The organism is Chryseobacterium sp. BIGb0232 (assembly GCF_024810195.1).
Taxonomy (GTDB): Bacteria; Bacteroidota; Bacteroidia; order Flavobacteriales; family Weeksellaceae; genus Chryseobacterium; species Chryseobacterium pennae.
The window spans coordinates 92568-116637 of sequence record NZ_JANUEH010000014.1; the positions used below are offsets into that span (position 1 = coordinate 92568).

The 24070-nt window shown below is 36.3% G+C and carries 24 protein-coding genes; 16 read left to right on the forward strand and 8 right to left on the reverse strand.

The window, feature by feature from the left end; genetic code table 11:
* Window positions 1–42: 42 nt before the first annotated feature.
* Entirely contained in the window at window positions 43–642 is a 600-nt protein-coding gene (locus M2372_RS23050) for a nitroreductase family protein (RefSeq protein ID WP_123321437.1), read from the forward strand.
* Window positions 643–687: 45 nt separating this feature from the next.
* Here M2372_RS23050 and M2372_RS23055 read toward each other — a convergent pair whose 3' ends face one another.
* A complete protein-coding gene (locus M2372_RS23055; protein WP_123321436.1) occupies window positions 688–1782 on the reverse strand; it encodes a LacI family DNA-binding transcriptional regulator in 1095 nt (364 codons plus the stop codon).
* Between the two features lie 183 nt (window positions 1783–1965).
* Between M2372_RS23055 and M2372_RS23060 the strand changes: the two genes are divergently transcribed.
* The 9 genes from M2372_RS23060 (at window position 1966) to M2372_RS23100 (ending at window position 12861) form a co-directional block, all read left to right on the forward strand.
* Complete coding sequence (locus tag M2372_RS23060) at window positions 1966–2916, forward strand: class II fructose-bisphosphate aldolase (protein WP_228455798.1); 951 nt, start codon at window positions 1966–1968, stop codon at window positions 2914–2916.
* On the forward strand, window positions 2913–3794 hold the full coding sequence (iolE, locus tag M2372_RS23065) for a myo-inosose-2 dehydratase (protein WP_123321435.1): 882 nt from the start codon (window positions 2913–2915) through the stop codon (window positions 3792–3794). The genes M2372_RS23060 and iolE overlap by 4 nt, the downstream gene beginning before the upstream one ends.
* 17 nt (window positions 3795–3811) lie before the next feature.
* On the forward strand, window positions 3812–4843 hold the full coding sequence (locus M2372_RS23070; protein WP_123321434.1) for a Gfo/Idh/MocA family oxidoreductase: 1032 nt from the start codon (window positions 3812–3814) through the stop codon (window positions 4841–4843).
* A gap of 26 nt (window positions 4844–4869) precedes the next feature.
* Window positions 4870–5736, forward strand: a complete 867-nt coding sequence (iolB, locus tag M2372_RS23075; RefSeq protein WP_123321433.1) for a 5-deoxy-glucuronate isomerase — start codon at window positions 4870–4872, stop codon at window positions 5734–5736.
* 21 nt (window positions 5737–5757) lie between these two features.
* Window positions 5758–6762, forward strand: coding sequence for a 5-dehydro-2-deoxygluconokinase (iolC, locus tag M2372_RS23080; protein WP_123321432.1), 1005 nt, complete (start codon window positions 5758–5760; stop codon window positions 6760–6762).
* A gap of 21 nt (window positions 6763–6783) precedes the next feature.
* Window positions 6784–8664, forward strand: a complete 1881-nt coding sequence (gene iolD, locus M2372_RS23085) for a 3D-(3,5/4)-trihydroxycyclohexane-1,2-dione acylhydrolase (decyclizing) (RefSeq protein ID WP_123321431.1) — start codon at window positions 6784–6786, stop codon at window positions 8662–8664.
* A 17-nt stretch (window positions 8665–8681) separates the two neighbouring features.
* Complete coding sequence (locus M2372_RS23090) at window positions 8682–10160, forward strand: CoA-acylating methylmalonate-semialdehyde dehydrogenase (protein WP_228455797.1); 1479 nt, start codon at window positions 8682–8684, stop codon at window positions 10158–10160.
* Between the two features lie 89 nt (window positions 10161–10249).
* Window positions 10250–11227: an inositol 2-dehydrogenase gene (gene iolG, locus M2372_RS23095; RefSeq protein WP_185018972.1), complete on the forward strand. Its 978-nt coding sequence runs from the start codon at window positions 10250–10252 to the stop codon at window positions 11225–11227.
* Window positions 11228–11253: 26 nt separating this feature from the next.
* On the forward strand, window positions 11254–12861 hold the full coding sequence (locus M2372_RS23100) for a solute:sodium symporter family transporter (RefSeq protein WP_123321429.1): 1608 nt from the start codon (window positions 11254–11256) through the stop codon (window positions 12859–12861).
* A gap of 151 nt (window positions 12862–13012) precedes the next feature.
* Here the strand turns inward: M2372_RS23100 and murI are convergent, their stop codons facing one another.
* The 5 genes from murI to M2372_RS23125 all read right to left on the reverse strand — a co-directional run bounded on the left by murI (window position 13013) and on the right by M2372_RS23125 (window position 18379).
* Complete coding sequence (murI, locus tag M2372_RS23105) at window positions 13013–13843, reverse strand: glutamate racemase (protein ID WP_115971720.1); 831 nt, start codon at window positions 13841–13843, stop codon at window positions 13013–13015.
* A 119-nt stretch (window positions 13844–13962) separates the two neighbouring features.
* The gene (gene hemW, locus M2372_RS23110) at window positions 13963–15087 is read right to left on the reverse strand and encodes a radical SAM family heme chaperone HemW (protein ID WP_123321428.1); all 1125 of its coding nucleotides are present in this window, start codon (window positions 15085–15087) and stop codon (window positions 13963–13965) included.
* 51 nt (window positions 15088–15138) lie between these two features.
* The gene (locus tag M2372_RS23115; RefSeq protein ID WP_115971718.1) at window positions 15139–16089 is read right to left on the reverse strand and encodes a PorP/SprF family type IX secretion system membrane protein; all 951 of its coding nucleotides are present in this window, start codon (window positions 16087–16089) and stop codon (window positions 15139–15141) included.
* 51 nt (window positions 16090–16140) lie between these two features.
* Window positions 16141–17214 (reverse strand): RluA family pseudouridine synthase, encoded by a 1074-nt coding sequence (locus M2372_RS23120; protein ID WP_185018969.1) that lies wholly within the window; start codon window positions 17212–17214, stop codon window positions 16141–16143.
* Window positions 17215–17287: 73 nt separating this feature from the next.
* Entirely contained in the window at window positions 17288–18379 is a 1092-nt protein-coding gene (locus M2372_RS23125; RefSeq protein WP_123321427.1) for a PASTA domain-containing protein, read from the reverse strand.
* A gap of 156 nt (window positions 18380–18535) precedes the next feature.
* Here M2372_RS23125 and M2372_RS23130 point away from each other — a divergent pair, with 156 nt between their 5' ends.
* From M2372_RS23130 to M2372_RS23140, 3 genes are all read left to right on the forward strand, one after another.
* On the forward strand, window positions 18536–19525 hold the full coding sequence (locus M2372_RS23130) for a D-alanine--D-alanine ligase (protein ID WP_123321426.1): 990 nt from the start codon (window positions 18536–18538) through the stop codon (window positions 19523–19525).
* Window positions 19526–19613: 88 nt separating this feature from the next.
* Window positions 19614–20078 (forward strand): pantetheine-phosphate adenylyltransferase, encoded by a 465-nt coding sequence (gene coaD, locus M2372_RS23135; protein WP_115971715.1) that lies wholly within the window; start codon window positions 19614–19616, stop codon window positions 20076–20078.
* 97 nt (window positions 20079–20175) lie between these two features.
* A complete protein-coding gene (locus tag M2372_RS23140; RefSeq protein ID WP_115971714.1) occupies window positions 20176–20808 on the forward strand; it encodes a trimeric intracellular cation channel family protein in 633 nt (210 codons plus the stop codon).
* Between the two features lie 66 nt (window positions 20809–20874).
* Here M2372_RS23140 and M2372_RS23145 read toward each other — a convergent pair whose 3' ends face one another.
* Together M2372_RS23145 and M2372_RS23150 are read right to left on the reverse strand one after the other, a co-directional pair.
* Complete coding sequence (locus tag M2372_RS23145) at window positions 20875–21441, reverse strand: tetratricopeptide repeat protein (RefSeq protein ID WP_115971713.1); 567 nt, start codon at window positions 21439–21441, stop codon at window positions 20875–20877.
* 149 nt (window positions 21442–21590) lie between these two features.
* Window positions 21591–22088, reverse strand: a complete 498-nt coding sequence (locus M2372_RS23150) for a dihydrofolate reductase (protein WP_123321425.1) — start codon at window positions 22086–22088, stop codon at window positions 21591–21593.
* A 75-nt stretch (window positions 22089–22163) separates the two neighbouring features.
* Between M2372_RS23150 and M2372_RS23155 the strand changes: the two genes are divergently transcribed.
* Genes M2372_RS23155 through M2372_RS23165 form a run of 3 tightly spaced genes read left to right on the forward strand, consistent with a single transcriptional unit; the run spans window position 22164 to window position 23999 of the window.
* Window positions 22164–22769, forward strand: a complete 606-nt coding sequence (locus tag M2372_RS23155; protein ID WP_115971711.1) for a LemA family protein — start codon at window positions 22164–22166, stop codon at window positions 22767–22769.
* Window positions 22770–22771: 2 nt separating this feature from the next.
* A complete protein-coding gene (locus M2372_RS23160) occupies window positions 22772–23200 on the forward strand; it encodes a TPM domain-containing protein (RefSeq protein WP_228438746.1) in 429 nt (142 codons plus the stop codon).
* Window positions 23181–23999, forward strand: coding sequence for a YgcG family protein (locus tag M2372_RS23165; RefSeq protein ID WP_123321424.1), 819 nt, complete (start codon window positions 23181–23183; stop codon window positions 23997–23999). The genes M2372_RS23160 and M2372_RS23165 overlap by 20 nt, the downstream gene beginning before the upstream one ends.
* Window positions 24000–24070 lie beyond the last annotated feature (71 nt).

The window sequence follows — 24070 nt, forward strand, 5'->3', positions numbered from 1 at the left end:
CTTAAATTAATTTTGTAACTATAAAAATGATAGTATAAAATTATGAACTTTTTAGACAAAATGAAAACAAGATATACTGTAAAAAAGTATAACCCAAACGGCAATATCAGTGAAGAGCAAATTTCTCAATTGAAAGAAATTCTAAACTTAAGCCCATCTTCCATCAACAGTCAGCCATGGAATTTTATCTTTATTAACCGTAGTGAGTTGAAATCAAAACTGGCAGAAGTTTCTTACATCAACAAAGAAAAAGTAATTGACTGCAGTCACCTGATTATTTTTCAGGTTCTTAAAAATCCTGAAGATTTTGAAAAACAGATTGAGGAAAACTTACCTGAAGGTGCTGTAAATTATTACAGAAACAGAGTAAAGCCTAAAGGTGAAGCATTTGTAAAATCATGGCTGGGACATCAAGTCTATCTGTCATTGGGCATACTACTTTCAGCCTGTGCAGCTATGGGAATTGATTCCACTCCAATGGAAGGGATAGAGCCTGAACTGTATGATGAGATCCTGAAGAATGATCAATATGAAACGCTTTTCGCTGTTGCTATTGGAGAAAAAATGGACACGGATGCCAATCAACCGAAATTTAATCCAAAATCAAGATTGAAAGCTGAAAAAGTAATTATCGAAGCATAAAATTCAGCCAAATCCACATATTAGGACTCCGGAATATCATATGCTTCAATGCATATGGTATTCCAAATTTTCTTTTGTTATAATATGTATTGGTGACATATAAACTGTATTCAAATCCTCACCATGAACAAGGTGTTCAAACATAAGCCTAACACTTTTATACCCTTGTTGAAAAGGTTCCTGACCAATCAGAAAAGTAATAATATCTTTATTTAGAAATTTTTTATTTTCGTTGGTTACATCATATCCTACCATCAGGTCCAATTTTATATTATTTGCCTCAAGATACTGCGCTGCTTTATCAATGATATTAGATGGAAAAAACATTCCGCCAATATCATTATAGACTTCTAAACTCTTGCCCAGTGATTCATGAAACTGCGGTATACTTTTATTGGGTATTCTGACTTTTTCAACTTTAACGTGAGAAGGATTTTCTGAAAAAAAATTCATAAAACCTTGCACACGCTGATCCAACCCATAGTAATTATTAAAGTCTTCTAAAACTTCTATGATTAAGACACGCGGTTTTTCAATATTCTGAGCAATATGAAAAAGCTGTGCTGCAACTCTTCCACTTCCAAATGAGTCTTGTCCCACAAAAGAGATATTATTAAATCCTTTCAGAGGAACATTTAGAAACAAATAAGGAATATCAAGTTTATTCAATATATCACTTCTTTCTTGTGTCTCTTTTACAAAATGAGGTGCGATAATAATTCCATCAAGGCTTTTATTCTTGAGAATCTTGTCCAATTCTTTACTATAAGAATCTACATTAAATTCATCAAAATATGAAATAGAGACCTTCATTCCGTAACTGGAAACTTCTTCAATAGCTTTAAGAACTCCTTTTTTAGGATATTCCCAAAATGGGCTGGCAGCATTAAATAATGGCATCAAAACCGCTACATGATATATTTTATTAAGTGCCAAATTACGTGCAATAACATTAGGTTTAAATCCTCCAACCTGTTCTATTATTTCTATCACTCTTTTTTGGGTACTTTCTGCTACCCCTCCTCTATTATGCAGTATACGATCTACCGTCCCAGGGGAAACATCAGCCAATCGGGCAATCTCCTTAATTGTCAAAATATATGATTTAATATAAGTAACAAATATAGCAACATTTTTCATTTTTTCCTCTTCTCAAAGCACCTTAAAAACAATAAAAAAGCAAAAATTAAAATGAACTTTTAATAAATATTTGGCTATTTACAAATAAATATATAAATTCGTGTTCGAACACATTAATAAATTATTAAACAAAATTGTTAAATAATTAACTATAATATAATTAGAAACACAACTTAATTAACAATGATGAAAATTAATTCAGCAACCCTCTTAAAAGAAGCTTACGGGAAGTTTTGTATTCCGGCAATCAACGTTTCTATGCCCGAGCAGGTATATGCTTTGTTCAGTACAGCACAGAGAATGAATGCACCTTTTATTATTCAGACAACTCCTGCAGCCAGAGAATACATGCATCCCGTAATACTTCTTAATTATGTAAAAGCTGCTTCCAAACTATATCCGAATGTTCTTTTTGCTCTACACCTGGATCATGGCAATGAGTCTCATATTCATGATGCAATAGTATCAGGAGAGTATACTTCTGTAATGATTGATGCTTCTCATGATCCTTTGGAAAAAAATATTGAGCGGACAAAATTAATTACAACTCAGGCTCATCTTAAAAATATTTCTGTGGAAGCAGAGCTTGGAGTGTTAAGCGGTGTAGAAGATCATTTGAATATAGATGAAGAGAATGCGCTTTACACCAACCCTGCTGATGTAGAATATTTTGTAAAAGAAGCAGGATGTGACAGCCTTGCTGTTGCAGTAGGTACAAGTCATGGAGCTTATAAATTTTCCGGAGGTAAAGGTCTTCGTTTCGATCTGCTAAAAGAAATTCAGCAAAGAGTACCTGGATTTCCAATTGTTTTACACGGTGCATCTTCTATAGATAATGAAGAAGTAAAACGAATTAATGCTACGGGAGGAAAAATAAAAGAAGATGCAAAAGGAATAACTGAAGAAGAAATAAGAAGAGCTATTCCCTATGGCATATGCAAACTCAATATCGCTACGGATCTCAGAATATTATGGATAAGAGTATTCAGAGAATATTTTCAGAACTACCCTGATCAATTGGATCCGTTAAAACCAGGTATTCAATATGTCGAAGAATTAAAAAAACTATTCGAAAAAAAATTTGAAATATTAGGCAATAACAATAAAACACAACTATATATAAAAAACTTATGATACAATTAGGAATTGCTCCAATTGGCTGGACTAATGACGACATGCCAGAACTAGGAAAAGACATTACTTTTGAGCAGTGTGTTAGCGAAATGGCACTGGCAGGTTATAAAGGCTGTGAGGTAGGAAATAAATATCCCAAAGATCCCTCTGTCTTAAAAAGGCATCTCGATATCAGAGGACTTACAATCTGTAACCAATGGTTTAGTTATGAATTCACATCCAAACCTTACGAAGAAGTAAAAAAAGGATTTGTTGAACTACTAAATTTTCTAAAACATTTTGATACAAAAGTAGTAGGTGGTGCAGAATGTGGAAATACCATTCAGGGAGAATACAACACTCCTGTCACTCAGCGAAAAAAAGTAACCAATGAGGATTGGAAAAAACTAACCACTGGTCTAAATGAACTTGGAAAAATAGCATTGAATGATTTCGGTATACAACTATCTTACCATCATCATATGGGGACAATGGTCCAAACCATCGAAGAAACAGAACGTCTTCTGAACGAAACACAAGAGGAATATGTAAGCCTTAATTATGATTGTGGTCACTTCGATTTTTCCAACGAAGATCCAATAGAAGCTCTGAAAAAATTTATTGGGAGAACCAAACACATCCACTTTAAAGATGTAAGACAGAACATTAAAGAACAGGTTTATAAAGAGAATATTAGTTTCTTAAAGGCTGTAAAAATGGGTATCTACACAGTTCCGGGAGATGGTAACCTTAACATGAAGCCTCTAGCTGACATCATCCATAACAGCAGCTATGAAGGATGGATCGTAGTAGAGGCAGAACAAGATCCTGCCAATGCTAATCCTTTTGAATATGCTCAAAAAGGGTATCAATTTATGACCGAAATTTTAAAATTCTAAAAAAAGAAAAGCACTGTATGAAAAAACTGAATACCGGAATTGTCGGACTTGGTAGACTAGGTAAGGAATATGTCAAAAACCTCACCTATTTGGTTCCCAATGCTCATGTGATTGCAGCATGTAGTATCAAAAAAGAAGAACTGGATCATGTAAGAGAGACCTTTCAAGTTCCTAATCTATATACTTCTTACGAACAAATGCTTGAGCAGCAAACAGATATGGATGCTGTAATAATAGTAACATCTACAGATCAGCATGCAGACCAAATCATAAAAGCAGTACAAGCCGGGTATCATGTTTTTTGTGAAAAGCCTCTTGCTCTCAATATAGAAGACTGTATACGTGTCGAAAAGATCGTCGCCCAATACCCTGACCGGATTACCATGCTGGGATTTGTCCGAAGGTTTGACTCCAGCTATGCTGAAGCCAAACTCAAAATCAATGAAGGATTGGTAGGAACTCCTTATCTTTTGCGTTCCCAGACAATAGACAAAGATACTTTTGCTCCGTTTCAAATTGAATTTTGCACCACTGGTGGAGGAATCTTTCATGATTATAATGTACATGATATTGACCTTGCACATTGGTATCTGGGCTCCAGAATTGAAAAAGTATGGGCCCTGGGAGGAGCTTATAGATTCCCCGAATTTGGCTTGGCAGGAGATGCAGACAATACAGCTGCAATGTGTGAGCTGCAAAACGGAACCATAGCTATATTACTGGCATCCAGAATTTCCTCTTTCGGACACAACACCAGTACAGAAATTTTTGCAACAGAAGGCAATTTGAAAATAGGTGACCCTCCGGTAAAAAACATGCTTCAAATAGCAGATAAATATGGTATCCGAAGAGAAGGAATGGAAACATTCTTTGACAGATTTCAAGATGCATTTCTAACACAGATCCAATCTTTTGTTGATCATGTCTTAGAAAACAAACAACCCGAGCTTACGATGAACAATGCAACGAACGCTACTCTGGTGGCTACCGCATTAACAAAATCCTTCAAGGAGAAAAAACCGATCATTATTGCTGACTTAGTCTCTTAGATCAAAAACCTTTAATAAGAACACAAATGAACATTTTAATAAAACCTCAAAAACAAAAAATTTATCAAACAATTTCTGCTGAAAACGCAGGTTGGACATGGCTAAATTTTGAAACCCGTCTTATGGGCCCAAACGAAACCTGGGCCTATGATACGGGAGGGAACGAGATGGTTATTGTATTATTATCTGGCAATTACAAAGTAGAAAGCAACAGAGGAAATTGGGAAATCAAAAACGGAAGAAAAAACGTCTTTGAGGGGGTAGCACACACCCTTTATCTTCCAAGAAAAACACAATTTACGCTGATATCAACTTCTGAAGTCTTAGATATCGCTTATTGCTGGTGCAAGGCTGATAGTGATTTTGAACCCCAACTAATCATTCCTGAAGAAACGCCTACCGTAATTTTTGGTGGAAGCAATGCCACCAGACAATTCAATGACCTCATCCCACCAGGATTTGGATGCTCCCGAATTGTATGCCGAGAAGTATATACCCCATCCGGAAACTGGAGCTCATTCCCAGCCCATAAACATGACGAAAGAATTGTAAACAACGAGGGACAATTGCTGGAAGCACAGCTGGAAGAAATCTACTTTTATAAATTTCAAAAGCCTGAAGCTTATGCCATTCAACAGATTTATACAAAAGATGAGAAGGATTCCTTAGATGAGATAGTACGGGCTAGAAATAATGATGCAGTGTTAGTTCCAAAAGGATATCATCCTGTGGCAGCTGCACATGGCTACCATTGTTATTATTTAAATTTTCTCGCAGGTTCAGATCAGTCTCTGGCCAATACAACCGACAGTGACTATCAATGGATTTTTGATTCATGGAAGGAAAAGGATCCTCGTCTTCCTTTAGTAACTCCCGCCATGAATAATCAATAAACGATTAATAAAAAGTAAAAAATGAAATTTGACCTATTAACATTCGGAAGAGCCAGCATAGATTTATATTCCAAAAATATCGGCGCTGAGTTTAATGATATCCAATTACTAAGTACAGCTATTGGCGGTTCCCCTGTCAATATCTCTGTGGGTGCACAGAGATTAGGGCTTAAAACCAGCATTGTTACAGCAATTGGGAATGACCCTGTAGGTGGTTTTATTATTAATACGCTGCAACAGGAAAAAGTAGATGTTTCTCTTATTAATACAATTGAAGGTACTACAAGTACCGCCGTAGTTTGTGGTATTGTACCTCCTGATAAATTTCCATTGGTATTTTATCGGGACAAAGCTCCTGATAATTACATCACAATTGATATGGTAAATACAATAGATTTTGCACAACACAGATCCTTTTTAATGACTGGTACTGCATTGTCTGTAGAACCTACCCGAAGTGCGGCTATTTATGCTACTGAAAAAGCCAGAGCTAAAGGAACAACAATATTTTTAGATATTGATTTCAGAGCCAACCTATGGCATGATGTAAGAGCATTTGGAGTAACCCTTCGCCAATATCTTCCGCTTTGTGATATTGTTATCGGAACAGAAGAAGAACTTTTAGCCATGGGACTTACAGATTCTGATCAGGTAAAAATTAAAGACAGTGCTATTTCTTCCCCTACCATAGAAGGAGATATCAATGTCGTAATAAAACAAATACTATCCTCAGGAGTTAAGCTTTTATTAGTAAAAACAGGAGCTAAAGGAGTTATAGCTTATTATCCTGATGGCAAAGAAGAAAGCATCCCCGGATTTCCTGTAGAAGTTGTCAATGTATTGGGAGCCGGAGATTCATTTGCTTCAGGGTTCATCTATGGATATCTGCAAAATTGGGACACTTATAAATCTGCCCGCCTTGCCAATGCTTGCGGTGCATGGATTGTAACTAAGCAGGGATGCAGTAATTATGCTCCCACATATGACGAAATTATCCAATTTATTGAGGACAAAGGAGGCTTTTAAATCTATCAACCCCCTAAAATTATGAAAACGAAAAAATTAACTGTAGCCCAGGCTACCATTGAATTTTTAAAAAATCAATACACAAAAAGAGATGATAGGGAGCAACAGTTTTTTGCAGGATGCTTCGGAATTTTTGGTCACGGAAATGTTGCAGGATTGGGAGAAGCGTTGAAACAAAATCCAGACTTTACATACTATCAGACCCGACATGAACAAGCCATGGTGCATACTGCTGCAGCTTATGCAAAGATGAAAAACAGGTTGCAAACTTTTGTATGCACAACATCCATAGGACCGGGAGCTCTCAATATGATCACTGCTGCTGCCGGAGCTACTATTAACAGGCTCCCTGTATTATTGCTTCCCGGAGATTTTTTTGCAACCCGCTCAGCATCTCCATTATTACAGCAATTAGAATCCTGTCAGAGTCAGGATATTTCTGTCAATGACTGCTTCAAACCCATTTCAAAATATTGGGATCGTATCCAACGTCCGGAACAGCTTACTTCATCCTTACTTGAAGCTATGAGGGTTCTCACATCACCAGCAGAAACCGGAGCTGTTACCTTGGCTCTTCCTCACGATGTACAAACAGAAGCTTATGATTTCCCTATATCACTTTTTGAAAAAAGAGTTTGGTACATTCCGAGGCCTTTACCTGACTTCCAATTATTACAATACGCTGCAAACCTTATCAGAAAATCAAAAAGACCAATGCTTATTGCAGGAGGTGGAGTCATCTACTCTGAAGCAGAAGAAGAATTAAAATCATTTGCAGAACGATTCGGGATTCCAGTTGTTGAAACTTATGCGGGGAAAGGTTCATTACATTATGAGCACCCTCTTAATCTTGGAGCAATAGGAGGAACAGGAACCAAAGGTGCTAATAAAATTGCAGAAGAGGCAGATCTGGTCATTGGAATAGGTACTCGTTATGGAGATTTTATGTCCGCTTCAAAATCAGCCTGGAAAAATCCAGATGTCACTTTCATCAATATCAACATTACAGAAGTTGACGTTTTCAAGCATAGTGCTGTTCCTTTACAAGGAGATGCAAGAGAAACTCTCAAGACCTTAAAGGATGTAATTGGAGATTATTGTACAGAAAAAAATTATGTAGAACAGGTATATAATTATCACAAAGAATGGGATGAAATAGTAACAAAAATATATGAGTGTGAAAATCCAGATCATCCGGTACAGGCAGAATATATAGGGGCTCTTAATGATTTTATAGATGATAAAGATGTTGTTCTATGCGCAGCAGGTTCTCTGCCAGGAGATCTACATAAACTTTGGAGAACCAAAAGCTCAAAAGGTTTTCATCTTGAATATGGAAATTCTTGCATGGGGTATGAAATACCCGGAGGGCTTGGGGCTAAAATGGCAGATCCAGACAGGGAAATATATGTAATGTGCGGTGATGCTACCTATCTTATGATGCCTTCTGACTTGATTACTACATTACAGGAAGGTTATAAAATTACCATAATACTCATCAATAATGGTGGATACGCTTCTATAGGAGGACTTTCAAAAGCTGTTGGTGAAGAAGGGTTTGGAACTTACTTTAATTATAGAAATGAAAAAACAGGTCAGTTAGACGGAGATCCAATTATGACGGATCTGGCCAAAAATGCAGAAAGTCTAGGAGCTACAGTTTTCCGACCACAAAATATAGATGAGTTTAAGGAAAGCCTTATAAAAGCTAAAAATAATAAGGAATCAACTGTTATTTATGTAGAAACCATCAGGGATAGAAAGCTTCAGGGCTATGCTTACTCATGGTGGGAGGTACCTGTTCCTGAAATATCGGTTTTTCCTGAGGTCATTGAGGCCAGAAAACAGTATGAGCTAGATAAGCAGAAACAAAAACAATATATAAAACCTAATCAATATTAATTATTCAAATAAAATCAATGATGAAAACATTAGAAAATTACATCAACGGGCAATGGGAAAGGAGTAATTCAACTCAGCAAATCCCAATATACAACCCAGCAAATCAGGAAATAACAGCACAAGTACCTTATGGTCCAGATACAGTAAAAGATGTTCATAAAGCAATAGAACACGCCCATAAAGCTTATTTAGAGTGGAAAGATGTTCCTGCAATGAGAAGAGTACAGCCATTATTTAAAATGAAAACTTTATTGGAAGATCATAAGGAGGAAATTGCTAAACTCATTACTAATGAATGTGGAAAAACCTATGCTGAGTCTTTAGGGGAGCTACAAAGAGCAATTGAAAATATTGAAGTAGCATGTGGAACCTATGTTCTTAATCAGTCTGAGTTTTCAGAAAATATAGCTCCGGGAATTGATGAATTTATGATCAGACAACCATTAGGAGTTTGTGCTTGTATTACTCCTTTTAACTTTCCTGGAATGATCCCTTTTTGGTTTCTCCCTTATGCTATTGCTACCGGAAATGCCTTTATCCTAAAACCATCAGAAAAAGTTCCTACTGCCATGCAGTATATATTTGAACTCATTGACAAAAATTTAGACCTGCCAAAAGGTTTACTAAGTCTTGTCCACGGAGGAAAAGATTCTGTAGATGCATTGCTACAACACCCAGATGTAAAAGCTATTAGTTTTGTAGGTTCTACTCAGGTTGCCAGATATATTTATTCTGAAGGAGCTAAATACGGGAAACGAGTACAAGCACAAGGAGGAGCAAAAAATCCAATCGTTATTATGCCTGATGCTGACATTGATATGACTACAAAAATCATAACTGATTCAGTATACGGATGTGCAGGACAACGATGTCTGGCCGCTTCAATCATTATTACAGTAGGTGACAATAAAAATATAAAAGACTCACTAGTAGAAGCCGCAAAATCAAGAAAAGTAGGCTACGGACTAGAAAAAGATATAGAAATGGGACCTGTAATTTCTAAAGAAAGCAAAAGCAGAATTGAATCCCTTATTCAAAAAGGAGTCGCCGAAGGAGCAAATATTTTAGTGGATGGAACTAACAAAAATGTTTCAGGATTTGAAAATGGAAATTTCCTTTATCCAACCATTTTAGAAAACGTGCCTTTAAATAAGGAAATTATCTCTACTGAAATCTTCGGTCCGGTAATGACTTTACTTAACTTTAAATCTATGGAGGATTCCATTCAATTTATCAATAGTGGACGCTATGGAAATATGGCCTGTATTTTTACACAAGACGGTCTTTCTGCACGTCAATTCCGTAGTCAAGCTATGGCTGGAAATATAGGAGTAAATGTAGGAGTTGCCGCTCCTGTAGCACAGTTTCCATTTTCAGGATGGAAAGACTCCTTCTTTGGAGATCTTCATGCACAAGGTAGACACGGAATTGAATTTTACACTCAAACAAAAGTTGTTATTGAGCGCTGGCCAAAAACCTGGTCAAGAACATTCTAATTTTCTCATATACATTTTAACGCAAAAATAAATATCCCGTAAAACTATGGGATACAGTAATCAACAATATAAATGAAACAATAAATAAAGTGAACAATAAATTAAAAATAGGCATAATAGGGCTTGGAAGAATAGGACAAGTGCATCTTGCTGCGCTAAAAACATTAAAGGATGTGGATGTTGTGGCTGTATCTGACATTTCACCAGATCTTATAAAAAAGACAGTAGAAGAATATCAAATTCCTAATTTTTATACCGACTACCGCCTGCTATTGCATCAAAAAGATATTGATGCGGTATGGATATGCTCTCCTACTACTTATCATTTTACTCAAGTGAAGGAAGCACTGGATAACAATAAATTTGTATTCTGTGAAAAACCCCTGGATGCTGAGCTTAGTAAGATAGAAACTCTCATTAATTCTTACTCTGATCTTTCATTACGGCTTATGGTAGGTTTTAATCGTCGGTTTGATCCAGATTTTGCTACTGTAAAGAATAGACTTCAAGAAATTGGTAAACCAGTCATTATTAAAATAACAAGTAGAGATCCTTTCCCTCCTTCTGCTGAATACAGCAGACAGTCTGGTGGCATTTATAACGACATGAGCATTCATGACCTGGATATGGCACGTTTTATAAGTGGAAGTGAGGTAGAAGAAGTTATTGCCATAGGCTCAAAAAACTATACAGAAGATATAGATACAACGCTTATTACTCTGAAGTTTAAAAATGGGATCATTTGTAATATAGACAATAGCCGGAAAGCATCCTACGGTTACGATCAACGTCTGGAAGTACTGGGACATGATGGAATGATTTCCGCAGAAAACAAAAAAATCACCAATGTTCAATTTTTCTCTGACAGTAATATTCAAAGTAGTGTCTTAGAGCCTTTTTTTCTTGAAAGATATAAACAGTCATATATAGAGGAAGCCAAAGAATTTATCACAGCAATAAAGGAAAAAAAAGAATTCCCTTCTACTGCAAATGATGCTCTTCAGGCTTCAATACTAGCCCATGCCTGTGGCCAATCATTAGAAAAAAAGCAAATGATTTTTCTATAAAAAATTAACAATTAAATCTTAATATCATGTTTACCATACTAATCCCTTTTCTGTTATTTACCGCCGGAGTAGCTTTCATTTCATGGTGGTATACCCGAAAAACCGAATTGACACATTCTTCCATTGGATATTTTTTGGGAGGACGAAATCTTAGTGCGATTTTAATTACAGCCTCATTGTTGCTTACAAACTTATCTACGGAGCACCTAGTCGGACTTAACGGAAGTGCATACGCCTTTGGAATGGAAGTAATGGCATGGGAAACTTTAGCTGCTTTAGCTTTAGTACTTATGGCAGTTTACTTTCTTCCGAGATACCTTAAAATGGGATTGGTTACTATCACAGAGTTTTTAGAACTTCGTTATGATAAACAGACTAGGGTAATCTGTTCCGGATTATTCCTTCTGCTCTATGTAACAACTCTTCTTCCTATTGTACTTTACACAGGAGCTATTTCTTTAGAAAGTATTTTCAATGTTTCAGAAAATCTAAATATTGATAAATTTACAGCTATGATCATTATGGTAGTAGGAATTGGTATTTTAGGATCATTATATGCTATTCTAGGAGGTTTAAAAGCTGTTGCCATTTCAGACCTTATTAACGGAATAGGCCTTATCATTGGAGGATCGTTGATCCCTATACTCGCTTTTTACAAAATAGGAGACGGAAGCTTTACAACTGGGGTACATACAGTATTTGAGGCTGTTCCCGATCGTTTCAACGCTGTAGGAGAATCAACCTCAGATGTCCCATTTTCCGTAATTTTTACAGGAATGTTTATTCCCCAGATATTTTATTGGACCATGAACCAGTCTATTATCCAGAGAGCATTTGCTGCAAAAAACTTGGCTGAAGGACAAAAAGGAGTATTATTGACTGCTTTTTTTAAAATTTTCATTCCTTTCATTGTTGTTGTACCAGGTATTATTGCATTTTATTACTTTAAAAATAGTCTTAATGATCCAGACTACGCCTATCCCGAATTGGTAAAGGCAGTACTCCCGGCTGGTGCTATCGGCATTTTTGCTGCAATAGTTGTAGGGGCTATATTAAGCACCTTTAACGGTGCATTAAACAGTGCTAGTACTTTATTTTCTATTGATATTTACAAAGGCTATATCAACCAGGACGCCAGTGAAACTGAAATTGTAAAATTTGGAAAAAAAAGTGGAACTGTTATGGCAATAGTATCTATGATTATCGCTCCATTTATCAGCATGGCAGGTAAAGGACTGTATATCATACTTCAAGAGTTCAGTTCAATCTTCAATATGCCTATTTTCGCCATTATAATAGCCGGCTTACTATTGCCTAAAGTTTCTGCAAAAGCAGCTAAAATAGGATTGATATTCGGCACCATACTCTATTTATTTTCAAAATTCGGACTGGATGCAATGGGAATACATATTCATTTTTTACATCGTTTAGCCGTTGCATTCTTTGTAACTATCATTACATTGGTTATTGCAAGTAAATATTATCCTAGAAAAAATAATTTTATCATTCAGGATACAGGGGCTGTCAATGTAGAAAATTGGAAATATTTAAAACCTGCCTGCATTTTTATTGCAATCCTTACTATTCTGGTATTCGTTCTTTTAAGCCCATTAGGAATCATACCTAAACAATAAGAGTTTATATATTTTCAGATTTGAACTTCACAGCCACTTAATATATTTTTAGAAGCGGACTGCCGGTAATATACATTTTACCGGCAGTCTCTTTATTTTTCAGCTATTTTTCTGGTCTTTATCTTCTTAAGAGAAACCATAGCTATATATACTATAATACTTTTAATTCTAAATCAATTGTTTTCCCAAAGAACTTCTTCGAAATCTTCTCGAAGTTTTTTGTCAAATCCGAAAGATAGAAATGGTAATTGGGATTGGGATTATTATCATTGAGTAGATTATATTTATCCAAAATGATTTTCAGGTGATTGGCTACAATATTGGGAGAATCTATAACACGAACTCTGTTTCCATAATACTGCTTAATTTCATCAATTAAAAGTGGATAGTGGGTACATCCTAAAATCAGCGTTTCAATATTTTTAAGTTTACTATTACTTAGATAGTTGTAAATAATAGCATGGGTGATCGGGTGATTTTTAAATCCTTCTTCGATGGCAGGAACCAGTAAAGGAGTGGCCAGTTCATCTACTTTGATCCATTTATTATGCTTTCTGATGCTTTTTTTATACAGCCCTGAGTTCACAGTAGCCTTGGTAGCAATCACGCCCACATTATTATGAATTTCGTAAGATACTTTTTCAGCAACAGGATTAATAACGTCTATAACAGGAACTTTTCCGGCCACCGACTGCATCACTTCATTTAGAGCATTGGCTGTAGCCGTATTACATGCTATTACAATCGCTTTGCAATTTTGCTTCAGCAGAAAATTGGTAATCTTTGTAGAATATTCTATAATTGCTTCTTTAGACTTTTCACCATAAGGAAGGTGTTTGGTATCTCCAAAATAGATAAGATCTTCATTAGGCAAAAGCCTTTTGATTTCCTTAGCAACAGTAAGACCTCCTACTCCACTATCAAAAATACCGATAGGCTGGCTGGATGAAAGATGCGAATAATCTTGTTTTTTAGTTTTCAAATGAACTGAAATTTTATACAAAATTAATGAATTTACGTTGTATTTACATTGTATTATCTTGGATTTAATACAATATTCTTAAGGTACAGCAAATTACTTACACTGAATTTTGCCCGTCATTAAACCATAAATAAATCCGAAGCAATTCCATCTGCCATAAACCAATGTTTTTCCGGAATTTTCAGATGATCATTTTCTATGGTTAAAATACCTTCTTCCATTTTCTGTCTGATCTCATGTTGAAAATGCTCCATGAACCGGTTATCAAACTTTTCTTTTAAGCTTTTCAGGTCTACCCCCCAAATGGTACGTAAACCGATCATTATCATTTCATTAAACTGATCTTCCTTAGACAGAATTTCTTCTTCTTTGGCTAAAATTTTTGTACTGAGTTTTTTAATGTATTGTTGATTGTTAGCTACATTCCAGCTTCTTACATCAAATCCGTTATAAGAATGTGCAGAAGGGCCAATTCCTAAATATTCCTGATACTTCCAATAGGCTGAATTATGTCTGGAATAGAAGCCAGGTTTTGCAAAGTTTGAAACTTCATAGTGTTCAAAACCATTATCTTTTAAAAAGTCTGATAAATAATAGAACTCTCTGTTCTGTTCTTCTTCTTTCGGACTTTTTACTTTACCTTTTGAAATCCAGTTTTCAAGAGCTGTTTTAGGCTCAACTGTTAAGGCATAAGAGGAAATATGGGGAACTTCCAAAGCCATGGTTTTATTCAAATTCTCTTTCCAGATCTCCAGATTAGAGGTAGGTGAACCGTAAATAAGATCTATACTCAGGTTTTCAAATCCAAAATCCTGGGCACGTTTAATGGATCCTTCTGCTTCTGAAGCAGTATGGGCACGGTTCATCAGTTTAAGATCCTCTTCAAAGAAACTTTGTGTTCCTATAGACAACCGGTTAACAGGGGTTCCCGCAAGCTGTTTTAAGAAATTTTTATCCAGATCATCCGGATTGGCTTCCAGAGTAATCTCAATATCTTTTTCAAAGCTGAAATAATGTAAAACCTCATCAATTAAAGAATTAATCTCATCCACTGAAAGGATGGAAGGAGTTCCACCACCAAAATACAGGGATTTCAGGCTCCGGTTCTGCAATTCGTCCTTTCTAAGCTGTATTTCGGTTTTCATGGCAAGAAGCATTTCATCCTTAAAGTTCAGGGATGTTGAAAAATGGAAATTACAATAGCTGCATTTCTGCTTACAGAAGGGAATGTGAATATATATCATAAAAAAAGCCCTGAAAAAATTCAGAGCTCAAATTTATTTAAATTAAATTGATTAATATCTATATCCTCGAACATTAATAAAGTTATCAAAATTATAACCCAGCCCGATCATGAAGCTGTTTCCTCCGTACTGCTGAATATCAGATAATCCAAGGTTATAAGTAGCTCCAATCATAAATTTATTGAACCTTACTTTAACAACCGGAGCAATTTCCAATTGCTGACTGTCAAATCTGTTCTGAGCAGATCTATAACTTACCCCAACAGAGAATGCATTCACTTCATTAGAGAATGTAGCCATCAGGTTATAATCCATTACTCTTGTTGAATTGGTATTCAGGTTAATCATTGCTGCAGGTGTCAACATGATGTTATCAGCAATATGCCAGTTATATCCTAAGTTTAAGAAGAATTTAATTGGAGAAGGCTCAAATCCGTTTACAATAGGCTTATCGTTACCTAATGCAATATCATTTACGGAAACACCCCCGAAAAGGTTTCTATAGGTAGCTGCCAAACCGAAATTAGCATACGCCATGAAAATACTCTGTTCACTGCCATTTACTAATGGATCTCCCTGCTCTTCAACGTTGACTTTAGTAAAATCAAAATTTCTATTATACAAACTAATACTTGTACCGAAAGAGAACTGATCTTTTCTGTCTCCCTCACTACTCAAAGGAATGAAGTATGAAGCACCTGCTGTAATTCCTCCAGCAGATTCTGCACCGTTACTGTCTCTGAATATGGTAAGACCGGCACCTACTCTATCGAATATGTTAGCATTGATTCCCACAGATTGTACATTTGGGGATTCGCTGAATTTGGAAAATTGTTTTTGATAAATGGCATTGAGCTGTACGTAGTCTGTTTTACCGTACTGAGCTGGGTTGAACAGGAAGTCACCATCCAAAAGATACTGTTGATAATATGGTAGTGATTCTTGTGCTTTGTATGCATTTGACAAAAGAGCTAAACATACGATAGCATATAGTTTTCTCATAACAAATCTTGATTTCAATTCAACAAATATAAAAAAATTCTCAATATATTTTTAGTTTTCTAAATAATTTCTCCATTTTTTTACAGCATCCGCCATATCTTTGGGCATTGGGCTTTCAAAATATAATTCCTTTTTTGTTGTAGGATGTATAAATCCGAGGGTATGTGCGTGCAGGGCATGTCTTGGCAGAATTTCAAAGACATTTTTAATAAATTGCTTATATTTTGGAATATTCACACCTCTTAAAGGGGTATGCCCTTCATAACGCTCATCATTAAATAAAGTATGCCCAATATGCTTGAAGTGTGCCCTGATCTGATGGGTTCTTCCTGTTTCAAGCTTACATTCCACCCATGTCATATACTTAAACCTTTCCAATACTTTATAATGGGTAACCGCGTGTTTCCCCTGGCTTCCGTCTTCGTATACAGACATCTGCATTCTGTTTTTAGGATGCCTTCCGATATGTCCTCTGATGGTTCCTTCATCTTCCTGAGGATTTCCCCATACAAAAGCCCAGTACAGCCTCTTTGTGGTTCTGTTGAAAAACTGCTTGGCCAGAAAACTTAATGCATATTCATTTTTAGCGACTACCAGAAGTCCGGAAGTATCCTTATCAATCCTATGAACAAGCCCTACCCTGTCAAGATCAGATTTTGCCCCATTTTTCTCAAAATGAAATGCCAGAGCATTCACCAAAGTTCCATCCCAATTTCCATGTCCTGGATGTACCACCATTCCTGGTTCTTTATCTACAACTACCAGATCATCATCTTCATATACTATATTAATAGGAATATCCTGTGGGATAATCACGTTTTCCCTCGGTGGACGGGTTAACAGCACAGAAATCTGATCTCCCGGTTTTACACGGTAATTCTGCTTTACTGCAGCACCATTCACTATAACGTTTCCAGCTCTGCAGGTCTGAGAAATTTTATTCCTTGAAGAATTTTGACGGTGTATTAAAAGAAACTTATCTATTCTTAATGGCTCCTGTCCGGGATCCGCAGTGATATTAAGATGTTCATATAAACCTTTATTTTCCTCATCAATATCGATAGTATCAATACTGTTGGAATCCAATAATCCTTCATCTAAAAAATCTTCGTTATCTTCTGACATTGTATTTATTTTTTTACACAAAAGGCTTCAACATTTTGCAGTTGAAGCCTATATTTTTATTATTAATTTGTAGTTATTCTACAACTACTTTCTTAGCTTTCGGCTTTTGGGCTGGTTGCTGAGTAGTAGTGGAGGCGGCAGGTTTTGCTGCCGTTCCTGTAGCCGGAGTACTGGTAGAAGCCTTAGGTTTCTCTGTCCCTGTACTTGTTGGCTTAGGGGTGGTAGACTGAGGTTTAGAAGTCTCTGTTTTCGGAGCTTCGGTCTTTGGAGTTTCTCTTCTAGGAGCCGGAGGAGGCACTACCGGTGCTTCATAACTTGGTTCATTATGAACTTCCTCATATCGTACCGGCGGCAGAGAAGTATCTACTTTCATTCGGTAAATAGAATTCAACTGCTCCACTTTTGCTCTAAGCTCTGCCGGAGTTTTCTTACTTGCCCAAAGGTCAATCTGCATCCCCTGGTCACGGACATCCCCTGGAGCTGGATCCTGATAATAGATAATATCAGATTCATCCTTTCCACCATCTTCATATTCTACCAATCCTACTTCAAACATACTCTTCGTAATCACAGCTCTTGCTTCTTTTACGGAAAGTCCCACTACATTAGGAATAGAAATATTTCTCATTGGACCTGATCCTACCACAACGTCAATTACAGAGAACCTAGGAAGACGGGCACCCGGATTTACGGCATTTCCTTTATATAAAATTCTTAAAAGAGCATCTTTCTGAATACTCGGTTCATAAATAGTATCCCCGATTTTCAGACCAACCTGATCCAATCTCTGGAATGCCAGTCCTGAATATTTGTTGATAACATCCGGAACAGCAATCTGAGCCCATGTTCTAGGATTCACTTTAAGACGCACTGTTCTTCCATCCTTTACACGGGAACCCGGAGCAGGATAGATTTGTAAAACCTGAAATGGTCTGTATTTAGGGTCATAATTGGCACTGTCTACTTCATATTCCAAACCTGTATCATCTAATATTTTAACAGCATCATGTACAGATTTATTAACAACATTGGGAACAGGAATTTCCTGACCGTGATTAGTATGGTACTCTAACCAGCGGAACGTAAGCCATACAAGACCCACGAAAACACAGATTGCCACAACCAAATTCACTAAAACTTTCCAATTGAAAAGTGATTTAAGCATACTTAAAAATACTTTAATTATAACCGCAAATATAGCTAATAATTTTAGAATGGACTTTTTATTTAACACAATTCATTTTTGATTTGAAAATTTCCTGATTTCCCATATTGCATTGCATAAAATGTTTAAATTTGCCTCAATTGATACTATATGGTTATGAATAAAAAAAGTGTTGCCGTAGTAATGGGAGGCTATTCTGATGAATATGTTGTATCCTTAAAAAGCGGACAATTGATCTATGATTCTTTGGACAGAAATCTATATGATGTATATAAAGTAGTAGTCCTTAAAGATGAATGGTATTTTTTAGGAGAAAATGATAAAAAATATCCAATCAACAGAGGAGATTTTTCTGTTACCTCAGATAATGGAGAAATATTGAAGTTTGATGTATGCTTCAATATCATCCACGGAACACCGGGTGAGAACGGTATTCTTCAAGCATATTGGGATGCCATAGGTCAAAAATACACAGGTTGTGATTTTTACCAGAGCGCCCTTACTTTTAATAAAAAAGATACTCTTGCAGTATTGTCAAAGTACGGAATTCCTTCAGCTAAAAGCATCTATCTAAGAAAAGGAGAAGAGATCAATGTGGATAAAATTGTAGAAGAATTAAGTCTTCCGCTTTTTGTAAAACCTAACCAATCCGGATCTTCACTGGGAATTTCTAAAGTAAAAGACAAATCTGAAGTGATTGCTGCCACAGAAACAGCATTCAAAGAAGATGACGAGATCCTTATCGAAAGTTTCTTAAACGGAATGGAAGTTTCTGTAGGGGTTATCGATTTTAAAGGTGAAACCATCGTTTTAGGAATTACGGAAATTGTTCCTACTAATGAGTTCTTCGACTATGAAGCCAAATATGAAGGCGCTTCTGAAGAGATTACTCCAGCAAGAATTGATGAAGAAACGACAAAAAGAGTGGAAGAAATTGCTAAAAGAGCATACAATTCTCTTGGTATGAGCGGATTCTCAAGAAGTGAATTTATTTTAATGGACGGCATTCCTTATATGCTTGAAATGAATACCAACCCAGGATTCTCTCCTGCCAGTATTCTTCCTCAACAGGCAAAACATTATGGAATCTCTATTATGGATCTTTGTGGAAATGAAGTTGAAAAGGCTTTAAATAAAAGAAAATAGATAGTAGAAGTTAAAAAGCAAAGGTTAGCGTTTGACTAAAATATAACTCTATCCTTCATTGACAACTCAAAATCATAACTCATACAAAATGAAAATTGCTGTTTTCCCAGGGTCTTTTGACCCTATCACTTTAGGACATTACGATATTATAGAAAGAGCGGCACCGCTATTTGATAAATTAATTATTGCCATCGGGCAGAATTCCCAGAAGAAATATATGTTTCCTCTTGAAAAAAGAAAGGAATTTATTCAGAATTCCGTAGCAGAATTCCCCAATGTGGAAGTAGATTCATTTGAGGGCTTAACTGTAGATTACTGTTTTGAAAAGAATGCTCAATATATCATCCGAGGCCTGAGAAACCCTGCCGATTTTGAATTCGAAAAGGCAATCGCTCATACGAACAGGACATTAGCTCACAAAAAATTAGAAACTGTATTCTTATTAACCTCTTCCGGAAAATCATTCATCAGCAGCAGCATCGTAAGGGAAATCATTACCCACGGCGGCGAATATGAACTGATGGTTCCGGACTCTGTAAGAGTTGAAAAATAAACAAAATTATAACTGATAAGCGATAGATGATAATTGATACAATGGCCAAGAATTTGCTTAAGCAGAAAATCACTTATCAACGATTATTTATAATTATATGCACGAACAGTTCAATTTTGCTATAGAAGTACTTGGAACCATTGCGTTTTCCATGTCGGGAAGTTTTGCAGCCATGCAGAAACGACTTGACCCTTTTGGCGTTCTGATTATCGCCTTTGTCACTTCTGTAGGGGGAGGAACTGTAAGAGATCTTCTACTGGATATTCCTGTATTCTGGATGCATGATCTTCTGATGTGTGCCCTGATTATTATTACCAGTGTTATTTCTATGGTATTCAAGTCCCTTGAAAAAAACTTTAAGGTAACTTTATTCATCTTTGACAGCTTTGGATTAGGACTGTTTACCATTATCGGAATTCAGAAAGGGCTCAATGTTGGTATCCATCCTTTAATTTGCATTGGATTAGGAACCATTACTGGCTGTTTTGGTGGAATTATCCGCGATATATTGCTTAACCGGATTCCCCTGATCTTCAGGAAAGAGATCTATGCCACAGCATGTATTGTAGGCGGAGCTGCATTTTTATTAATGACAAAGTATACTCCACTTTCCTATACTTTTATACAGATCTTTACAATTTTACTGATTGTTGCCATCCGAACCTTTGCTGTAAAATATCATTGGCAGATGCCTAAATTTTATGGCTATGATCAGACTTCAGAAATGTAACTCCTTATTAATAAACATAAAAAAGCACCTGATTCAGGTGCTTTTTGTTTTATCTGTGGTTTCTTATTAGAACTTACCTCTCTGTCTCATGTTAGGATTATGCATATGCTTTTGCATTGTTGGCATTTTCAGCTGATCTTTCATCATTTTGATCTGATCGGTCATCATTCCAGCACTATCCAGCCTTTTAGCTTCTTCTAACAGTTTTTGTCCTTCCTGCTTTCTTCCTTTAGAGATCGCAGATGCTGCAAGATTCAAAGTTGCCATTGCTCTGTCGTGTTTCATATTCAAACCGTATTCCAAAGCTTTTTTCATTAAAGGTTCCACTTTTGTCGGGTGATCCTGAGCTTGCGTCAATCCTAATAAATAATGGAAATATCCGTATTGGGTTTTATGAAGCTGAGTCTGGTAATCGGTAATTTTGGTTAACCATTCAGCCGCCTTTTCCATATTTTGCTTTCTCAGCTGCCAGAATGCTAAAAGAATATACTCGTTTTTAAAGAAAAGCGCAATCGGAATTGCCGCCAAAAGAAATACAACAATTCCCCAGCCAAGATTTCTTGTGAAAATCATCATATAAAGACCTAGTAGGATAAGAATTGCTGCTACTGCAATTTTTATGTATTTATTCATTTTTAAATTTTAGAAGTGCAAAGATAATAAATTTAAAGGTTAAAGTTCAAAAAGTCAATGGTGAATGGTCAATCCATTATCCTTGTCAATTTTTACATCTGCCGGCAATTGTCTATTCCCTTTACAAAGCAAAAATTAACTATTGACAATTAAGCTTTTTTATTAATTCTTTCGAATGTCTGAAAACAGAAATCATATCCATTTTTCTCATCTTTTTCATGGCAGATTTCATTTGTTTTTTTCCAGATTTTCTCATCGATTTTCGGGAAAAATGTATCAGCTTCAAGATCAGCTTTTACGAGAGTAACTTCAAGTTTATCCACAATATCTATGGTTTGTTCATAGATATTTCCGCCACCGATGATGAAAACTTCCTCGTCGATCTTTTTAGCAAACTTAATCGCTTCTTTAATACTTCCTACAATAAGAATTCCCTCTTCAAACCAGTCTTTTTTTCTCGAAACAACAATATTGGTACGGTTAGGAAGTGGTTTTCCGATACTCTCATATGTTTTTCTACCCATAATTATAGGATGTTCTGAAGTAATCTCTTTAAAATGTTTTAAATCTTTTGGAAGATGCCAAAGCAACTGGTTTTCAAAACCAATTTCATTCTTCTCTCCCATAGCTACCACTATTGTTGTCATTCAAATATAATTTTCTACAAAATTAGCACATAATTTGTATATTTGATTAGCACAAAAAATTAAAAAAAATAAACTATGAAAAATAAAGGATGTCTGGGCGCCGGAACCATTGGTATCGCCCTCCTTATTATTGTTGCTGTCCTATTCTTCTGGGGAAAAAGCGGGTATAACAGCTTTGTAGCCAAAGAACAGACCGTAAACACAAAATGGTCTAATATAGAGACTGTATACCAGAAAAGAGCGAATCTTATTCCTAATCTGGAAAGAACTGTAAAATCGTATTCAAAATTTGAGCAGGAAACATTAACACAAGTTGTGGAAGCACGTTCTAAAGCAACTTCCATCAATGTAGATCCTACCAATATGACAGAAGCGGATATTGCAAAGTTCCAGGCAGCACAGGGAGAATTATCAGGAGCTTTAAGCCGATTGATGGCTGTAGTGGAATCTTATCCTAACTTAAAAGCAGACCAGCAGTATATTAACTTCCAAAGAGAATATACCGCAATAGAAAACAGTATCAGAACAGAAACGGTTTACTATAACGAAGCTGCTCAGGATTATAACACTTCTATCAAGACATTCCCGAATAATATTCTGGCGAATTTCACGAACTTTAAAGAAAAACCTTATTTCAAAGCTGAAGCAGGAGCTCAGAAAGCCCCTGAAGTATTCAAATAATAATGAGCAATTTCCTAACAAATCAACAGATCGCTTCCCTTGTGGAAGCGATTCAGTCAGCAGAAGACCATTCTACAGGGGAGATCAGAGTACATATTGACTCTAATACAGAAAACCGTGATGCCAAAACAGCATTTGAAGTTTTCAAGGAACTGTGTATGGATAAAACTACTGATAGGAATGCGGTGCTTTTTCATGTTAATTTTGAACAGAAATACCTCACCATTATCGGAGATGTAGGTATTCATGAAAAAGTAAACCAATCTTATTGGGACCATCTGCATGACTATATCACTACTGAATTTGCCAAGGGAAATTATTATAAGGCATTGAAAAGTGCTATTCTGGAAACAGGCCTTGAACTTAAAAAATATTTTCCTGTAGAAGGAGAAAACCCAAACCAACTTCCAAATGAAATTACATTCTCCTAAAATAGTATTTTCATTTTTACTGATCTGCTTTTACACCTTTGTATCAGCACAATATATCATTCCTCAAAAACCTGCAGTTTTATACCCGGTTTTTGATGAAGCCGGAATTCTTTCCCAACAGGAAAAAGATGAGCTTAACAATAAACTGATCAAATTTGCAGACTCCACTTCCACAGAAATTGAAGTGGTAATCATCAAGTCTACCAAAGGCGAGGATGTCAATTTTTTAGCCACCAAGTTTGGCCAGCAATGGAAGATCGGAAAGAAAGGAGTGGATAACGGGGTTGTTTTCCTGATCGCGACTGAAGATCATACCATGTCTATCCAACAAGGGCGAGCTGTGGAACAATATCTTACGGCTTCTGTTGCAGGACAGATCCTGGATTACATCGTTACTCCCAATTTCAAAAAAGGACTTTGGTATGAAGGTATCAACCGTGGTACCTCAGCTATTATGGAAGCTGTTCAGGGTAAATTTAAACCAGCTCTTACAACGGCACCTTCCGGTGATGGCAGTGCACTTAAGGTCCTTATTATCGCCTTTGTTATTTTTATCATCATTGCTATTCTCTTCGGTAACCGAGGTGGTGGCCGTGGCGGAGGTGGAAATTCCGATAATGATGATGTTATCATCACCCGAAGAGGACGCAGAAATTATCCTGGTGGGTTCTTCCCATTCCCTGGTGGTTTTGGTGGCGGTGGCTTTGGTGGCGGAAGTTCCGGAGGTAGCGGCGGTGGCTTTGGAGGCTTCGGCGGTGGCGGAAGTTTTGGAGGTGGTGGTGCATCCGGAGGATGGTAATCTTACAAGAATTATAATCATTTATAAACAGATCAGGTCTTAAGGACCTGATTTTTTATTTAAAAACTTAA

What these genes read in the sequence shown, in the direction of transcription:
- M2372_RS23050 (WP_123321437.1), top strand. Translation starts at nt 43, where the DNA reads ATGAACTTTTTAGACAAAATGAAAACAAGATATACTGTAAAAAAGTAT.
- M2372_RS23055 (WP_123321436.1), bottom strand. Translation starts at nt 1,782, where the DNA reads ATGAAAAATGTTGCTATATTTGTTACTTATATTAAATCATATATTTTG.
- M2372_RS23060 (WP_228455798.1), top strand. Translation starts at nt 1,966, where the DNA reads ATGATGAAAATTAATTCAGCAACCCTCTTAAAAGAAGCTTACGGGAAG.
- iolE (WP_123321435.1), top strand. Translation starts at nt 2,913, where the DNA reads ATGATACAATTAGGAATTGCTCCAATTGGCTGGACTAATGACGACATG.
- M2372_RS23070 (WP_123321434.1), top strand. Translation starts at nt 3,812, where the DNA reads ATGAAAAAACTGAATACCGGAATTGTCGGACTTGGTAGACTAGGTAAG.
- iolB (WP_123321433.1), top strand. Translation starts at nt 4,870, where the DNA reads ATGAACATTTTAATAAAACCTCAAAAACAAAAAATTTATCAAACAATT.
- iolC (WP_123321432.1), top strand. Translation starts at nt 5,758, where the DNA reads ATGAAATTTGACCTATTAACATTCGGAAGAGCCAGCATAGATTTATAT.
- iolD (WP_123321431.1), top strand. Translation starts at nt 6,784, where the DNA reads ATGAAAACGAAAAAATTAACTGTAGCCCAGGCTACCATTGAATTTTTA.
- M2372_RS23090 (WP_228455797.1), top strand. Translation starts at nt 8,682, where the DNA reads ATGATGAAAACATTAGAAAATTACATCAACGGGCAATGGGAAAGGAGT.
- M2372_RS23100 (WP_123321429.1), top strand. Translation starts at nt 11,254, where the DNA reads ATGTTTACCATACTAATCCCTTTTCTGTTATTTACCGCCGGAGTAGCT.
- hemW (WP_123321428.1), bottom strand. Translation starts at nt 15,087, where the DNA reads ATGATATATATTCACATTCCCTTCTGTAAGCAGAAATGCAGCTATTGT.
- M2372_RS23115 (WP_115971718.1), bottom strand. Translation starts at nt 16,089, where the DNA reads ATGAGAAAACTATATGCTATCGTATGTTTAGCTCTTTTGTCAAATGCA.
- M2372_RS23120 (WP_185018969.1), bottom strand. Translation starts at nt 17,214, where the DNA reads ATGTCAGAAGATAACGAAGATTTTTTAGATGAAGGATTATTGGATTCC.
- M2372_RS23125 (WP_123321427.1), bottom strand. Translation starts at nt 18,379, where the DNA reads ATGCTTAAATCACTTTTCAATTGGAAAGTTTTAGTGAATTTGGTTGTG.
- M2372_RS23130 (WP_123321426.1), top strand. Translation starts at nt 18,536, where the DNA reads ATGAATAAAAAAAGTGTTGCCGTAGTAATGGGAGGCTATTCTGATGAA.
- coaD (WP_115971715.1), top strand. Translation starts at nt 19,614, where the DNA reads ATGAAAATTGCTGTTTTCCCAGGGTCTTTTGACCCTATCACTTTAGGA.
- M2372_RS23140 (WP_115971714.1), top strand. Translation starts at nt 20,176, where the DNA reads ATGCACGAACAGTTCAATTTTGCTATAGAAGTACTTGGAACCATTGCG.
- M2372_RS23145 (WP_115971713.1), bottom strand. Translation starts at nt 21,441, where the DNA reads ATGAATAAATACATAAAAATTGCAGTAGCAGCAATTCTTATCCTACTA.
- M2372_RS23150 (WP_123321425.1), bottom strand. Translation starts at nt 22,088, where the DNA reads ATGACAACAATAGTGGTAGCTATGGGAGAGAAGAATGAAATTGGTTTT.
- M2372_RS23155 (WP_115971711.1), top strand. Translation starts at nt 22,164, where the DNA reads ATGAAAAATAAAGGATGTCTGGGCGCCGGAACCATTGGTATCGCCCTC.
- M2372_RS23160 (WP_228438746.1), top strand. Translation starts at nt 22,772, where the DNA reads ATGAGCAATTTCCTAACAAATCAACAGATCGCTTCCCTTGTGGAAGCG.
- M2372_RS23165 (WP_123321424.1), top strand. Translation starts at nt 23,181, where the DNA reads ATGAAATTACATTCTCCTAAAATAGTATTTTCATTTTTACTGATCTGC.